Below are 11,934 nucleotides of genomic sequence, written 5' to 3'. Positions count from 1 at the left end.
GATAGGCTATCAGTTCTGGTTGTTGAGATTGTTCAGGTTGCGCAGCTGGCGCATGTACAGCTTGTCGAGCACTTGCAGCTCTTCTTCCGTGAACCCGTCGTACAGGGCCGAGGTTTCCTGGTACACGTCGGGCAGCGCCGTTTCGATCAGCGCGCGGCCCTTGTCGGTCAGCGAGATCATCACGGAGCGGCGGTCGCCGGGGCGCGTGCCGCGGTGGATCAGGCCACGCGTTTCCAGGTCGTTGCACACGCGCGTCAGGTTGGCCGGCTTTTCATGGCACGCCATGCCCAGGGTGCAGGCGTTCGAGGTTTCGTCGTCCGTGCCGTACAGCACGGCCAGCACCATGTAGCTGGCATCGACCAGGTCGTGCTTTTTCAGCGCGGCATTGGTCAAGTCCTTCATGCCTTTTTGGATGTGGTACGTCATGCGCAGCAGGCGCATCAGTTCCATGGGGAAGCCTGGCATGCGCGTGCGGATGTTTTGCAGCCGCTTGGAGGTGGCGTCAAAAGCGGTCATGTCATATTCCTTCATGTGTGAATAAAGTTCCGATTGTATCTTGTTGGGCTAGGGCAATGCCAGGATTGCAAGCTTAGATGCCGCCTCCTAATGCATTCATCAAGGAAACGTACAGATCGAGCTCGCGCGCCCCATTTTGCGCCTGCTGCTGTTCTTCCGCCAGCAGCGCCACTTGCGTGTTGAGCATGGCGATGGCGTCGCTCATGCCCGCCTTGTACGCTTTTTCCGCCAGGTCGCGCGCGCGCTGCGCCGTGGCCAGCGCCTGCACGGTCAGCTGATGCTGTTTGGCCAGCGACTGGGCGCGGGTGACGGCGTTGGCCACGTCCGACATGGCATTGATGACGGTGGCGTTGTACTGCTCCACGGCACCGTCGTACACGGCCGTCTGGCTGCCCAGCTGGGCGCGCAGGCGGGCGCCGGCAAAGATGGGCAGGCTCAGCGCGGGTGAGGCGCCGCGGACCTCTGAGTTGGCGTCGAGAAAGTGGCTGAAACCGAAGGCCTGGAAGCCGGCGAACGCCACCAGGTTGACGTTAGGGTAAAACTCGGCCTTGGCCGCGTCGATGCGCTGCGCCGCCGCTTCCACTCGCCAGCGCTGGGCGGCGATGTCGGGACGTCGGCCGATCAGGTCGGCCGGCAGGGCGGCGGGAATGGCCAGCGGCTCGTCCAGGCGCAGCACGGGGCGCGTGAGCGCCGCGCCGGCCGCCGGCCCCTTGCCCGCCAGGGCCGCCAGTTGGTTGCGCAGCAGGGCCAGCGACTCGGCCGACTGCTCCAGCTGGCGGCGTCCCGCGGGCAGGGTGGTTTCGATCTGCGCCACGTCAATGTCCGTGCCGATGCCGGCCGCCTTGCGCTGGCGCGTGATGTCGAGGATGCGGGCGCGCTGCGCCAGGCTGCGCTCGATCACGTCCTGCAGCTGGAATTCGTATGACAGCTGGATGTAGGTGCGCACCAGCGCCGTTTCCAGGGCCAGGCGGGCCATCTGCGATTCGGCCGACGCCATCTGCACGTCGCCCAGGGCGGCGGACAGGGCGGCGCGGTTGCGGCCCCACAGGTCCAGGTCGTACGAGGCCGTGACGGTGGCCTGGTTGCGCCAGGCATAGTTGCCGGCCAGCGGCGCCGGCGTGCTGCCGTGCTGCGAATACAGTTCGCGGTTGATGGAGACGTTCGCGTCCGCCTGCGGGCGGGTCTTGTCTTCCGCCGCACCGGCCAGCGCCTCGGCCTGGCGCACGCGCGCCTGGGCGCCGCGCAGGGTGGGGCTGTCGGCCAGCGCCTGGTCCATCAACCGGTTCAATTGCGGGTCGTGCAAGTCTTGCCACCATTGCGTGCGCGGCCATTGTATGGCGGCGCTGGCGGCGGCATCCATGGCCTGGCTCGCCTGCAGCTTGTTGGCGTCGAGCATGGCCGATTGCGGCGCGATATGGCCCATGTCGGCGCAAGCGCTCAAGGCAAGGGTCAGGCTGGCGGCAAGCAAACGGCGGTACAGGGACATGCAGGAACTCCGGGAGAGGTAGTGTTGGGGGTGCTGCTGGGGTATCACAGCTCGCCGCGGGGAGCTTCGGGAGTGGCCCGAGTGCTGCGCCGCAACTGAGTTGTTACTGACTGAAACCGGCTGACTGGTTTCTTATTGCAAGACGTGCTTGGCCGTTTGCGCGACATCAAAGTCCGCTTCCGTTTGCGGGATCAGGCCAGCCTTGCGGGCGGCGTAGAACTCGGCCATGACTTGTTCGCGCGTCACTTTGCTGGCGGCGGTGGACGGCGTTTTCGGATAGTCGACTTCGCTGGTGGCGATTTCGCCGGCGTTGCGGGCACGGATGTATTCGGCCGTGACGTCAGCACGCGTGAGTTGCTGGCTGGCAGCGGCAGGCGCGGCGCTCTGGGCAAACGCCGAAGTAGCGGTGGTAATGGCAAACAATGCTGCGATGAGTGATTTGGCTTGCATGAGAAGACTCCAAAATGTGCATGATGGCTGGGTGGATGGGCCGGATCGCCACGTACCGGTCGGTTCGGCGGCATAGCGCTGGTGGGCGCCGTGCCGCCGATGAAGCAATTTCTGGATGAGAAGATGCTTACTTGGATTAACTATAGCAATGAATAGTACATTTGTGAAGTAATTTATGAAAATAGTTGTGCGCCGCCGCATTTTCCCCTCGGAAAAGGTCGGGCAGCCGTGCGCCACTGGACTGGCCAGGAGAGTAAGCTGGTTTTTTTGTTAACGGGAGTCAGCCATGAGCAGCAGCACACTCGATCCGGACAATTTGCCCGTCACGCCCGACCGCGTTCTGGGCTCCGGCCATGGCAAGGGCGCGCTCGGTCCCAGCGACAGTTCCGACAGCGGCAGCGACATGCAGGGCGTGCCCGGCCAGGATGCGGAAGAACTCGATAACGACAGCGATGCGGCCGGCACGGGCGAACGGGCCGGCGTGGAGCCGCGCAATACGGCGCCCGACGGCGGCGATATCGATGTCGATCATGTGGAAAGCCTGGCGCCCGTGCGGCCCGCAGAGGAGGGCGATGGCGAACCCGGCGTTCCCCAGGCGCCAGCGCCGCGCCCCTGATGCCGGCGGCCGGCCGCAAATTGCTGTCGCTCTGGCGCCATCAGCGTAAAATGCTGGCAAGGCGGCGTGCTTGCCGCCATGGCCAGCCGGCCGGCACAGGATAGGATGTCAGAGGATGCAAACGCAGATGTCGGAAGAGAAAGAAAAAGGCTTGATGTCGATGTACCGCGAGACGCGGCCGCGCGAGTTTTTTGGCGAAAAAAGTAACACCAATCACCTGGCCTGGAGTGCGCTGGTGGTCTTGCTGGCGCTGGCGTTCTGGCTGATCGTGGCCCTGGCGGCGGCGGAAAACCAGCGCTATGCCCTGGAAACGAAGGCGTGCCAAGATCGCGTGTTTCCGACGGAAATCGACACGTCTTGCCTGAAACAGGTCAAGTCGCGCGATCACTGGTGGCAGCACGTGGGCCACGCGCTGGTGAGGATGGGCGCCTGACCCGGGCGCACGCTGGCTGAACGATCTGGCGGAACCTGGCGGCGGCGAAGGCCGCCGCGGTGATGGAGCGATAGTGCGGGAGGCGCCATGCCACGCGATCACTCGCGCGAGCAGCCGCAATGGCTGCTCGCGCGCCACAGTGCCTTGACGGCGCGCCAGTTGCTGCGCGCCTATGGCTTGCTATGCCTGTTTTCCCTCGTCATTGCCGCCGCCTTTGCGCTGCGCGGCCTCTGGACCATTCCCGTCTTTTCGTTCGCCGAACTGGGCCTGGTGGCCGCCGCTCTGCTGCACTACCTGCGCCACGCGCGCGACTATGAACACATCGCCCTGCGCGACGGCGAGCTGATCGTCGAACAGGTCAGCGCCGGCCGCTGCCGGCGCCACCACTTTTCGCCATGGCGCACGCGCGTCGAAGTGCCGCAAGGGCCGCGCCAATTAATACATATCAACGATATGTGTGATGCTACCCGTCATGTGGCGGTGGGCGTGTTCGCCACGCCCGAGCGGCGCCGGCAAGTGGCGCAGGAGTTGGGCGCGCTGCTGCCGCCCTATTTGGGCCCGTAAAACTGGAAAGTCTGTACTACCAGCAAGGTGGTGGGAAAGCCCGTGATGGTCTTGAACTCCTTGACGCCGGTAATCTTGTAGGCACCGGCCTGGAACGCTTCGCCTTCCTCCCAGCTGTGATCCTTCATGGCAAACTGCAGCAGGCGCTTGTCGTTATAGCGGTAGCTGAAGATGGTGTAGGCGCCGACGCGGCTGGTAACGACGAAGCGTTCATCCTGCGCGTCGGCGATGAGCAGGATGCCCGGATAGCGCCCGATGCCGGCCTCCTCGTTCTGGATGCGCAGGATCACATCGGTAAAACTGCATTCGGCGTCGCGGATCTTGTCGCGCTTCGTGGCGATCTGCATGACCTCGTCGTAGCTCTTGTTATGCACGATCGACCATTGCGGCGAGTCGCAATAATTGGCCGCGCTGGCAGGGGCCGCACAGGAAAGCAGTAAACAGACGGTGATGGCAGGGATGACTTGCATGGAACCTTGTCGCGGATGTCGTGGGAGGCGGCAGTCTACCTGCTGGCTGCCGCCGCCACAAGCGGGGGATGATCCTCAGGTGGCCCGCGACGGGCCTTCCCACAGATTGATATGGCCTTCGCGCGCCTGCACGTCGATGGCGGCCAGCTCGTCGGCCGTGAATGACAATTGCTGCAGCGCGGCCACGTTTTCGCGGATTTGCGCGCTGCTGCTTGCGCCGATCAGGGTCGAGGTGACGCGCGGATCGCGCAGCACCCAGGCCAGCGCCATCTGCGCCAGGGTCTGGCCCCGCTGCGCGGCGATCTGGTTCAGCGCGCGCACGCGGGCCAGGTTTTCCGCGCTCAGATGCTTTTGCAGCAGCGAGCCGCCGCCGGGGCGGTTGACGCGCGCATCCTGCGGCACGCCATCGAGGTATTTGTCGCTCAATAAACCCTGCGCCAGCGCCGTGAACGTGATGCAGCCCATGCCCTGTTCTTGCAGCGTGTCGAGCAAGCCGTCTTCCTCGATCCAGCGGTTGAGCATATTGTAGGCAGGCTGGTGGATCAAACACGGCACTTTCCACTCCTTCAGCAGGGCGGCCGCCTCGGCCGTCTTTTGCGGCGAATACGACGACAGGCCCACGTACAGCGCCTTGCCCTGCTGCACGGCGGTCGCCAGCGCGCCCATGGTTTCTTCCAGCGGCGTGTCGGCGTCGTAGCGGTGCGAGTAAAAGATGTCGACGTAGTCGAGGCCCAGGCGTTGCAGGCTCTGGTCCAGGCTGGCCAGCACGTATTTGCGCGAACCGCCGCCCTGGCCGTACGGACCCGGCCACATGTCCCAGCCCGCCTTGGTGGAAATGATCAGCTCATCGCGGTACGGTAAAAAATCGTCGCGCAGCAGCCTGCCGAAATTGCTTTCCGCGCTGCCATACGGCGGGCCGTAGTTATTGGCCAGGTCGAAATGCGTGATGCCCAGGTCAAACGCGGTGCGCAGCATGTCGCGCTGCGAGGCCAGATTGTTGCTGTCGCCAAAGTTATGCCACAGTCCCAGGGACAGCAGCGGCAATTTCAGCCCGCTGCGCCCGCACGTGCGGTATGGCATGCTGTCGTAGCGGTTCTCGGCGGCGTGATAGGTCATGGCGTCTCCTTGTAAATGAATCGCCTATTTTGGCGCAAAATCAAGGTGTGCGTGCGTGCGCCTTGCGCGCGGCGGGACGCGCCTTACAATGGGCGTTCAGGAATCTTGCAAGGAGCGGACATGGAAATCGAATTGAAATTGCTGCTGGCGCCGCAGGACGCGCCCCGTCTGCGCGCCCACCCGCTCTTGGCGCAGGCTGCGCAAGGTGCGCCGCAGGTGCTGCAGATGCACGATATCTATGTCGATACGCCCGATTTGCAGCTGTGCCGCCACCATGCGGGCTTGCGCGTGCGACAGGTGGACGGGCGCTGGGTGCAAACGCTGAAGGCGGGCGGCACCGTCAACGGCGGCCTGCACAGCCGCCACGAATGGGAAGGCGACGTGCCGGGGCCGCAGCCGGATCTGGCCGCGCTCGACTCGGCCATCGGCCGCAAGCAGCCCATCCGCGCGCTGCTGCGCCGGGACGCCGTCCGCGACGCTTTGCAGCCCGTGTTTACCACACGCATCGAGCGCACCGTCTGGCAGCTGCGCACGCCGCAGGGCGACCAGATCGAATGCGTGCTGGACCAGGGTGTCATTGAAAGCGGCGCGGATGCGGCCGATGGTGCCGATGGTACCGTATACAGCGTGCCCGTCAGCGAGGTCGAACTGGAATTGAAGCAGGGGCAAGCTTCCAGCCTGTTCGACGTGGCGCTGGCGCTGCTGCAGGACGTGCCGCTGCAGCTGGGCCACATGAGCAAGGCGGAACGCGGTTACCGGCTGGCGGCATCGACCCCCTTGCAAGCCGTCAAGGCGCAACCGCTGGCGCTGGACGCGGCCATGTCGGTGGAGCAGGTGTTTGTGGCCATCGCCGGCAATTGCCTGGAACAGGTCAGCGGCAACCAGGATGGCGTGGCGGCGGGCGAGGATGTGGAAAGCGTGCACCAGATGCGCGTGGGACTGCGCCGTTTGCGCTCGGCGCTGGGCATGTTCAAGTCCCTGCTGGCCTTGCCGGACGCCTTGAAGGCCGAACTCGACTGGCTGGGCGGCGCGCTGGGCGAGGCGCGCGACTGGGATGTGTTGGCTGGCAATACCCTGGCGCAGCTCGATGGCGAGGCGCAGGCCGATGCGGCGGCGCTGGCACAGGCGGCGCACGCGCAGGCGCGGCTCAAGCACCAACAAGCCGCCCAGGCCGTCACCTCGGCGCGCTACACGGCCTGCATGCTGGGCTTGCAGCGCTGGCTGCAGGCGCGCGCCTGGCGCGATGGCTGTTCCGCGCGCCAATTGCGGCGCCTCGATGCGCGCGTGTCGCCGTTTGCCCGCGCCACCCTGCGCAAGGACCAGCGCCGCCTGATGAAGCGCGGCAAGCGCCTGCTGCATGCCACGCCGCAGCAGCGCCATCAAGTGCGCATCGCGGCCAAGAAGACGCGCTATGCGACGGAATTCTTTGCCTCGCTGTTTGCGGGACGGGCCGTGAAACCGTATGTGGGACGCTTGTCGGCCTTGCAGGATGAACTGGGCTGGCTCAACGATGTGCAGGTGGCCGACCGGCTGCTGCAGCAATTGCCCGAAGTTCAGGCTGGCCAGGCCGACGAGGCTGACCAGTCCGCCCAGGACGGCTTGCGGCTGCACGCGGCCTTCGTGCGCGGCTATCTGGCGGCGCGCGCGCAGACCGATGGCAGCGATGGCCGCATGCACAAGGCCTGGCGGCGCTTCAAGGCGGTCCGCTTGCCGGCCTGAATCCGCTTTTATCGGGGCGCGAGCCCAGACCAGGCTAGGCCAGCGGCCGCTGCAACTGGCGCTCGAGGATGGCCAGCGGCGATTTGTGGGGGGCGGCCATGGCGCGCACGGGCAGCAGCCAGGTTTGCTCGAGCGCATGCTGTCCCCGCAGGGCCGCGTGCGATACGGCGTCGCTGAAGACGATCCACGTCTGGCCCGGCGCGAATGCGTGGGTGTATTGCTCCACCTGCGCCTGGTAAGCGAGATCGGCCTTCATGGCGTCGTGCAGCTGCAGCATGTAGTGATCGTAGGCCGTGCGCCGCGACTTGGTGATGCGCAGCCGGTGCAGCAGCGCCGCCAGCACGGGCTGCGGACGCTTTGCAAGAGGTAAAAAATGCTGCGCCACCTGTTCGAACGGCGCGCCCAGTTTCCACACGCGGGGCGCGCCGCGCGGATGGATGTTGCTGAAGACGCGCAAGATGCGCCGGCCCTGCGTGGGTGAGGAGGGGAAACTGTCGACGTGCAGGCGCGTATCGTCCTTGCGCCAGGACGTCACCCGGCCGGCGATTTCCACGGGGCGAAAGCTGCCCTTGCCTTGCCGCAGATGGGGAACATAGCCGGGCAGCAAGCCGGCCAGCAAGCGCTGCGTGTGCTGCGCATAACGTTGCATCAGCGCGGCCAGCAGGGCCGCATCGCAGGCATCGCCGTGGCCCCGCACGCCGCGCGCCGGTTCCCAGCTGATGTTCTTGGCGCTGCTGGCGCTACCCACAGCGCCGTTCAGCAGCACATGCTCTTCCGGTTGCAGGGAAAAGCCCAGGCGGGGCAGCAGCACAACTTGCCCATCTTCGAGTGCCTGCAGCGCCGCCGCCTGCTGCGCGGCGCTGCCGCTGGCGTCCCACCGGTCCAGGGAAATATCGATGAGTTTGCTCATGGCACAAACGGGGAAACATCGGAGCGGCCAGTATGGGCGCTTGCCGCCCGCTCCCGTTTGCGCTGGCGCAGACTTACATCACAGTTTGCTGTTCTGGCAGCCGGCGCTCACGCATTCGCGCACGCGGTCTTGCAGGAATTGCGCGCGTTCGATGGTGGTCTTGGTGGCGCAATCGAGATTCACATAGAAACCCGACGATTCGCGTTTGGAGCAGGCGTCGTTGCGGTTGGCGATCCACGCCAGCTGGCCCGATTTCAGCTTTTGCTTGCCGCCGGCATCGAGCTTGGCGGCGAGTGTCTTGTAGTTGGCGTTGAGTTCCTTGTCCGCTTCCTGGTACACCTTGTTGAGGCAATACAGGCCGTCGAAGTCGTTGCGCGGCGTGTCGCAGGCCGAGTTGGCGAAGGCGGAACCGGAAGCAAACACGAGCAGGGCAAGCATGCATTTTTTCATGGCGGGCTTTCAGAAAGTGGTGGGGCAGGATCGGTGAGCAAGACGGCGCTCTTGCGCATCGTATAACATTTTCTCTCCCGCCCGCGGACGCTTGCGGGCGTGCTCCGTCAGCCCCGCCAGCGCCCTCAGTAGGCCAGGCGGCCCGGCACGCTCACTTCGATCTGCGTGCCGGCGCCGGGCCGGCTGTCGATGCGCAGGCTGGCCCCGATGCCGGCGGCGCGCTCGCGCATGCCGACCAGGCCCCAGTGGCCGGGCCGCTGGCCCGTTTGCGCCACGGCGTCATCGAGACCGCAGCCGTCGTCGCGCACGCGCAGGGTGAATGCCTGCTCCGCATAGTCGAGTTCCAGCACGATGTTTGCCGCCTCGGCATAGCGCGAGGCGTTGAACAGCGCTTCGCGCGCGATGGCATAGACCTCGTCATGCACGCGCGGCTGCAGGCGCCGGCAGCTGCCGCTGACGTGCACGGTGAAGGCGTGCGCGCGGTGCTCGGCCAGGCCCTTGCCGAATTGCTGCAGCGCCAGCCGCAGTTCGTCCGGTTCGGCCGAGGCGCGCAAATCCATGATCTGGTCGCGGCCTTCGATCAGCAGCTGGTCGGCCAGGTTGAGGGTGCCGTCGAGGCGCGCCCGTTCGCGCGTGCCCTTGGGCAGCATGTCCGCATGCGCATGGAACGACAGGATCAGGCCCTGCACGCTTTGCAGCAGGGTGTCGTGCAGCGAGCGGGCGATGCGCGAGCGTTCGGCCAGGCGCTCCTGCAAGCGTTCCTGCAGCCGTTCCTGCATGTTGCGCGTCAGATGGCGGATGCGCAGCACATAGCCGCCGTACAGCAGCAGCGCGGCGCCCAGCACCAGCAGCACGACGAACCACGGCGTCTGCACGAAGGCGGGTGCGATGACGATGTCGAGCTTGGCTCCCTGCGTGTTCCACACGCCGTCTTCGTTGGCGGCCGTGACGTCGAAGCGGTAGCTGCCCGGTGCCAGGTTGGTGTAGTACGCCTCGCGGCGCCCGACCGCCTCTTGCCAGCCGGCGTCCACGCCCGCCAGCCGGTAGCGCAGGCGCACGCGTTCCGGCATCGACAGGCTCAGCGCCGTGAAGCCGATCTGCAGGGTCTTGCTGCCTTGCGGCAGCCGCAGCGGCTTGCCATCGTCGAGCGCGTAACGCGCGCCATTGGCCAGCAAGCTGTGGATCTGCACGGGCGGCGGCAGGCGATTGCGGCGGATATGCAGCGGGTCGAGCATGGCGATGGTGGCCGAGGTGGAGAACCACAGCTTGCCGTCGGGCGCATGGATCAGAGAAGGCACGGGGCGCAGTTGCGAAGCATGGCCCTGCAAGCCGTCGAGTGCGTCGAAGCGTTCCGAGGCGACGGCGCTGCCGTCCCGCATCCACGCGGCCAGGCTGGACGCGCCGATATGGCTTATGCCGTCCGCTCCATGCAGCCACAGGTCGCCGTCCGGCAGGCGCACGATGCCCGACACGCCGCGAAACGCCGCGCCGCGCGCGCCGCGCAAGGTGTGGAAGCGCCCGGCGCGGTACAGGGCCACGCCGTTTTCGCCGCCGGCCCACATCGCGTCGCCATCGCGGTACAGCTGCAGCACGGTGCCCACCTGCAGGCCCTCGGCCGCGCCGAGCCGCCTGACGGCGCCCGCGCGCTGGCCGTCGGCCACCAGGCTGACCGTATTGTCGGCATGGCCCAGCCAGACGGTGCCGGCGCCATCGATCGCCATGGCCGTGGTCAGCACCGCCGGCAGGCCGGACAGGCCGCCGTTCGCGCTCCATTTTCCTTCGCTCAGGCGAAACAGGCCGCCGCCGGAAAACGAGGCCCACAGGGCGCCCGAGCGGTCCTGCTGCAGCGCCTGCGGATCGAGTCCTTGCACGGGCGCTGTCACGCGCGTCATGGCGCCGTCGCGCGCGCGGTGGTGCAGCTCCTGCTCGTTGCCCAGCCACAGCGTGCCGTCGGGCGCCCAGTGGCTGGCCGCCAGCGCCCCTTTCAAAATCACTTTTTTCACCCCGTCGGCCGTAAAGCTGCGCACGTCGCTCACGTAGTCGCCGATCCACACGTCGCCATCGGGTCCCGCCAGCATGCCTGGGTGGTCGAAGGGCACGGCAACGGCCAGGGTCTGCAGGCGGTTTGGCCGCAGCCGGTCCAGGCCAGTCGAGGTGCCGAACCACAGATTGCCCTCGCGGTCCTGGAACGACGTTTGCGGCAGCGGGCCGCTGATGCCGTTCTGGCGCGTCAGGCGCTGGGCCGGCAGACTGGGGCCGGCAGGGTCGAACTTGCGTTCGATGCCATCGGGCTGCATCAGCCACATGGTGCCGGCGCGGTCGAAGCGGATGCCGTTGCCCCTGGCGTCGGGCCGGATGGGCGCATCGCCGCGCGGCGCGCTGGTGCGCACGCGGTAGTAATTGCTGTGCGTGTCGACGGCCCAGATGGCGCCATCGGGCGCTTCGTCCATGGCGGTGAGGAGGGTGCGCGGCCAGGCATGGGAAAAGCGCGTCTCGCCCGGCCTGCGGAAAAAGACGCCATGCATGGTGCCCATCCACTGCGTGCCATCGCGCCCGAACAGGATCTGGTACACGCGCTTGTCGGGCAGGCCCACGTTGGCCGCTTGCGCGACGAAGCGGTCCGCGCCGGGCGCCAGGCGCGCCGCGCCATCGCGCGTGCCGACCCAGATGGCGCCGTCGGGCGCCGCCTCGATATGGAACACGGCGCCCGGCGGCAAGCCGTCCGCTTCGCGGTAGGTGCGCGCGCCACCCTGGCGAAAGACGCTGACGCCGCCGAGACGGTAGCCGACCCACACGGCACCGTCCGGCGGCGTGGCCAGGCCCAGCACATTGCTCGACGGCAGGCGGTGGCCGTACACGCTGTCGACGCGGTCGAAGCGCACGCCATCGTAGCGGTACAAGCCGGTGGCCGTGGCGATCCACAGCCAGCCATCCTTGCCCTGGGCGAATTTGAGCACGTCGACGGGCGCGCCTTGCAAGGCGCCCCAGGCATTGTGGGTGTAGTCGGACAGCAGGGGGGCGGCCGCGCATGCGTGCAGGTGGCACGCCAGCAGGGGCAACATCAACAGGCGGCGCAGCAGGCGAGCGGACATCGGTGCAGAGGAAGATGGCGGTGGCGGGGCAGTGATTGTAGCGCAGCGCCCTGCTTTTCAGCAGGCGAAAAAAAACCTGCGCGGGATGGCGCAGGCTTTTTTTGCCCTACGT

The 11,934-nt window shown here is 66.5% G+C and carries 12 protein-coding genes; 4 read left to right on the top strand and 8 right to left on the bottom strand.

What is annotated here, in order from left to right; translation table 11 throughout:
- Positions 1-9 precede the first annotated feature (9 nt).
- The 3 genes from AC1Q6X_RS07720 to AC1Q6X_RS07710 all read right to left on the bottom strand — a co-directional run bounded on the left by AC1Q6X_RS07720 (position 10) and on the right by AC1Q6X_RS07710 (position 2,452).
- Entirely contained in the window at positions 10-516 is a 507-nt protein-coding gene (locus AC1Q6X_RS07720) for a MarR family winged helix-turn-helix transcriptional regulator (protein WP_070224646.1), read from the bottom strand.
- Between the two features lie 73 nt (positions 517-589).
- Positions 590-2,002, bottom strand: a complete 1,413-nt coding sequence (locus tag AC1Q6X_RS07715) for an efflux transporter outer membrane subunit (RefSeq protein ID WP_492496219.1) — start codon at positions 2,000-2,002, stop codon at positions 590-592.
- Positions 2,003-2,134: 132 nt separating this feature from the next.
- The gene (locus AC1Q6X_RS07710) at positions 2,135-2,452 is read right to left on the bottom strand and encodes a DUF4148 domain-containing protein (protein WP_492496217.1); all 318 of its coding nucleotides are present in this window, start codon (positions 2,450-2,452) and stop codon (positions 2,135-2,137) included.
- Positions 2,453-2,738: 286 nt separating this feature from the next.
- Here AC1Q6X_RS07710 and AC1Q6X_RS07705 point away from each other — a divergent pair, with 286 nt between their 5' ends.
- The 3 genes from AC1Q6X_RS07705 (at position 2,739) to AC1Q6X_RS07695 (ending at position 4,065) form a co-directional block, all read left to right on the top strand.
- Positions 2,739-3,068 carry a hypothetical protein gene (locus AC1Q6X_RS07705; RefSeq protein ID WP_099410392.1) on the top strand — a complete coding sequence of 110 codons (330 nt, stop codon included), beginning with the start codon at positions 2,739-2,741 and terminating at the stop codon, positions 3,066-3,068.
- Positions 3,069-3,183: 115 nt separating this feature from the next.
- Positions 3,184-3,501, top strand: coding sequence for a hypothetical protein (locus tag AC1Q6X_RS07700; RefSeq protein WP_070224630.1), 318 nt, complete (start codon positions 3,184-3,186; stop codon positions 3,499-3,501).
- An 87-nt stretch (positions 3,502-3,588) separates the two neighbouring features.
- Entirely contained in the window at positions 3,589-4,065 is a 477-nt protein-coding gene (locus AC1Q6X_RS07695; RefSeq protein ID WP_070289580.1) for a DUF2244 domain-containing protein, read from the top strand.
- Here the strand turns inward: AC1Q6X_RS07695 and AC1Q6X_RS07690 are convergent.
- Both AC1Q6X_RS07690 and mgrA read right to left on the bottom strand, forming a co-directional pair.
- Positions 4,050-4,535, bottom strand: coding sequence for a hypothetical protein (locus AC1Q6X_RS07690; RefSeq protein ID WP_492496215.1), 486 nt, complete (start codon positions 4,533-4,535; stop codon positions 4,050-4,052). The genes AC1Q6X_RS07695 and AC1Q6X_RS07690 overlap by 16 nt on opposite strands.
- 75 nt (positions 4,536-4,610) lie before the next feature.
- Positions 4,611-5,651 (bottom strand): L-glyceraldehyde 3-phosphate reductase, encoded by a 1,041-nt coding sequence (mgrA, locus tag AC1Q6X_RS07685; protein ID WP_492496213.1) that lies wholly within the window; start codon positions 5,649-5,651, stop codon positions 4,611-4,613.
- 120 nt (positions 5,652-5,771) lie between these two features.
- On the opposite strand from mgrA, the gene AC1Q6X_RS07680 reads away from it, so the two are divergent.
- Positions 5,772-7,370: a CYTH and CHAD domain-containing protein gene (locus AC1Q6X_RS07680; RefSeq protein ID WP_492496211.1), complete on the top strand. Its 1,599-nt coding sequence runs from the start codon at positions 5,772-5,774 to the stop codon at positions 7,368-7,370.
- 34 nt (positions 7,371-7,404) lie between these two features.
- Here AC1Q6X_RS07680 and kdoO read toward each other — a convergent pair whose 3' ends face one another.
- The 3 genes from kdoO to AC1Q6X_RS07665 form a co-directional block, all read right to left on the bottom strand.
- Positions 7,405-8,280 (bottom strand): Kdo hydroxylase KdoO, encoded by an 876-nt coding sequence (kdoO, locus tag AC1Q6X_RS07675; protein ID WP_492496209.1) that lies wholly within the window; start codon positions 8,278-8,280, stop codon positions 7,405-7,407.
- A 78-nt stretch (positions 8,281-8,358) separates the two neighbouring features.
- Positions 8,359-8,718 (bottom strand): lysozyme inhibitor LprI family protein, encoded by a 360-nt coding sequence (locus tag AC1Q6X_RS07670; RefSeq protein WP_230503927.1) that lies wholly within the window; start codon positions 8,716-8,718, stop codon positions 8,359-8,361.
- A 137-nt stretch (positions 8,719-8,855) separates the two neighbouring features.
- Positions 8,856-11,822 (bottom strand): sensor histidine kinase, encoded by a 2,967-nt coding sequence (locus tag AC1Q6X_RS07665; protein ID WP_492496207.1) that lies wholly within the window; start codon positions 11,820-11,822, stop codon positions 8,856-8,858.
- Positions 11,823-11,934 lie beyond the last annotated feature (112 nt).

It is taken from the genome of Janthinobacterium sp. GW823-FHT06H09 (assembly GCF_058794735.1).
Note: the sequence above shows the minus strand (reverse complement) of the source record. Positions and strands in the feature narration are given on the sequence as shown.

Excerpts from the sequence above, each read along its gene's own strand:
- AC1Q6X_RS07665 (WP_492496207.1), bottom strand. The coding sequence starts at position 11,822 with ATGTCCGCTCGCCTGCTGCGCCGCCTGTTGATGTTGCCCCTGCTGGCG.
- mgrA (WP_492496213.1), bottom strand. The coding sequence starts at position 5,651 with ATGACCTATCACGCCGCCGAGAACCGCTACGACAGCATGCCATACCGC.
- AC1Q6X_RS07690 (WP_492496215.1), bottom strand. The coding sequence starts at position 4,535 with ATGCAAGTCATCCCTGCCATCACCGTCTGTTTACTGCTTTCCTGTGCG.
- AC1Q6X_RS07670 (WP_230503927.1), bottom strand. The coding sequence starts at position 8,718 with ATGCTTGCCCTGCTCGTGTTTGCTTCCGGTTCCGCCTTCGCCAACTCG.
- AC1Q6X_RS07695 (WP_070289580.1), top strand. The coding sequence starts at position 3,589 with ATGCCACGCGATCACTCGCGCGAGCAGCCGCAATGGCTGCTCGCGCGC.
- AC1Q6X_RS07710 (WP_492496217.1), bottom strand. The coding sequence starts at position 2,452 with ATGCAAGCCAAATCACTCATCGCAGCATTGTTTGCCATTACCACCGCT.
- AC1Q6X_RS07680 (WP_492496211.1), top strand. The coding sequence starts at position 5,772 with ATGGAAATCGAATTGAAATTGCTGCTGGCGCCGCAGGACGCGCCCCGT.
- AC1Q6X_RS07715 (WP_492496219.1), bottom strand. The coding sequence starts at position 2,002 with ATGTCCCTGTACCGCCGTTTGCTTGCCGCCAGCCTGACCCTTGCCTTG.
- kdoO (WP_492496209.1), bottom strand. The coding sequence starts at position 8,280 with ATGAGCAAACTCATCGATATTTCCCTGGACCGGTGGGACGCCAGCGGC.
- AC1Q6X_RS07700 (WP_070224630.1), top strand. The coding sequence starts at position 3,184 with ATGCAAACGCAGATGTCGGAAGAGAAAGAAAAAGGCTTGATGTCGATG.
- AC1Q6X_RS07720 (WP_070224646.1), bottom strand. The coding sequence starts at position 516 with ATGACCGCTTTTGACGCCACCTCCAAGCGGCTGCAAAACATCCGCACG.
- AC1Q6X_RS07705 (WP_099410392.1), top strand. The coding sequence starts at position 2,739 with ATGAGCAGCAGCACACTCGATCCGGACAATTTGCCCGTCACGCCCGAC.